General features: G+C 37.5%; 2 protein-coding genes and 1 pseudogene. 1 reads left to right on the top strand and 2 read right to left on the bottom strand.

Annotated features, from left to right (window positions below; genetic code table 11):
• A pseudogene (locus tag IX95_RS26190) lies at window positions 1–729 on the top strand (Na+/H+ antiporter NhaA); the annotation flags it as partial.
• Between the two features lie 148 nt (window positions 730–877).
• Here IX95_RS26190 and IX95_RS27035 read toward each other — a convergent pair.
• Window positions 878–961 (bottom strand): DUF1840 family protein, encoded by an 84-nt coding sequence (locus IX95_RS27035; protein WP_327196163.1) that lies wholly within the window; start codon window positions 959–961, stop codon window positions 878–880.
• Complete coding sequence (locus tag IX95_RS25640) at window positions 925–1,155, bottom strand: DUF1840 domain-containing protein (RefSeq protein WP_051912672.1); 231 nt, start codon at window positions 1,153–1,155, stop codon at window positions 925–927. The genes IX95_RS27035 and IX95_RS25640 overlap by 37 nt, the downstream gene beginning before the upstream one ends.
• Window positions 1,156–1,398 lie beyond the last annotated feature (243 nt).

Consider the following 1,398-nt stretch of genomic DNA (forward strand, 5'->3'; position numbering starts at 1 on the left):
TTATACAGTTTGGTGAATCAGGGCAACATGGTTGGGGCACAGTCATGGCTACAGATACCGCATTTGTGATCGGGTGCCTAGCACTCTTAGGACGAAGCATTCCAAGCAGTTTGCGTATATTCATGCTATCAATGGCTGTGGTAGATGATATCGGCGCGATCTTTGTTGTTGCTATTGGCTATGGAGATAATGTTAACTGGATGTCCATACTTTATGCCTTGTTAGGGTTTATTATTGTTCGCGTTATGGGCTTTTTAGGGATCCGCAGTATAGTGCTCTTTTCTATTGTTGGAGGAATGATATGGATAGCCATCGATATGTCTGGCATACATCCTACAATCACCGGAGTGATTCTCGGCTTACTCACCCNNTCTCTCCAACGCGGGAGTTTCGCTAACTGCGGCGAATTTAACTTCTCCAATCACGCTTGCTATATTTTTAGGTTTTGTTTTTGGCAAGCCAATAGGTATTGCTTTGTTTAGTTGGATTGCCGTCCGACTCAAAATCGCAATATTACCTGAAAACTTGAATTGGGGAATGATTATAGGGGGAGGGATGTTATCTGGCATTGGTTTTACTATGGCATTGTTCATAGCGGAATTAGCTTATGACCCTACCCAAATTAATGCTGCGAAATTAGGCATCTTCTTAGCGTCTATGGTTTCGGCTTTTCTCGGCATCATCTTTCTTCGGTATTTTTCTGTTAAAGAAAAACGGAAAGGTGCTTGAGAATTCTTGTTATTCCAACCTATCAAATAGGACATAAAAGAAATCACTACTCACATCTAGAATAACAGGGTAGATAGTGAATATTAAAGAAATCAGCATATACTCTATTGATTGATGTATTGAAGAGAAAAGACTCAATTATTATGAACTACAATGTTTCCCACATAACGTCACATTTCCCTTCTATTGCCGTTTTTAATAATTCAAGTAATGGATAGGCTCGCTCAATGATCGANNACTATTTAGGTTTCGTATTTTTTCTCGTTCGATCGCACTATTTAGTTTTACCAGTACCTCTGGTATATCTGATGCAAGAATCGCACTTGGCACCTTTCCACTATGCTCCATCATTTTTATTATTTCTTGAGCAACGTCACCAAACATGATGACACTTGCATGATTTTTACAACTAAATTTTACTAACATAAAAACCTCTTTGCGTTTGCTATCTAAACAAATCTATGTCTTAAGCAGCTTCAAAGATAACCCCAATTGAATGTTTGCTAGTATCTATTTGTTCATTCATCATTAATACATGTATTTAAAGAGATGAAATTGAGGCTATCTACTTTATTATTGGAATCTAACGTTATAATTCGATAAGAGATACCACGTTATAATAGATATCTAGTTTCATCTTCATCACAAAACTCTATAGCAACTTGCTCA

Source organism: Vibrio sp. B183 (assembly GCF_000740665.1).
In the GTDB taxonomy this organism is placed as follows: Bacteria; Pseudomonadota; Gammaproteobacteria; order Enterobacterales; family Vibrionaceae; genus Vibrio; species Vibrio coralliilyticus.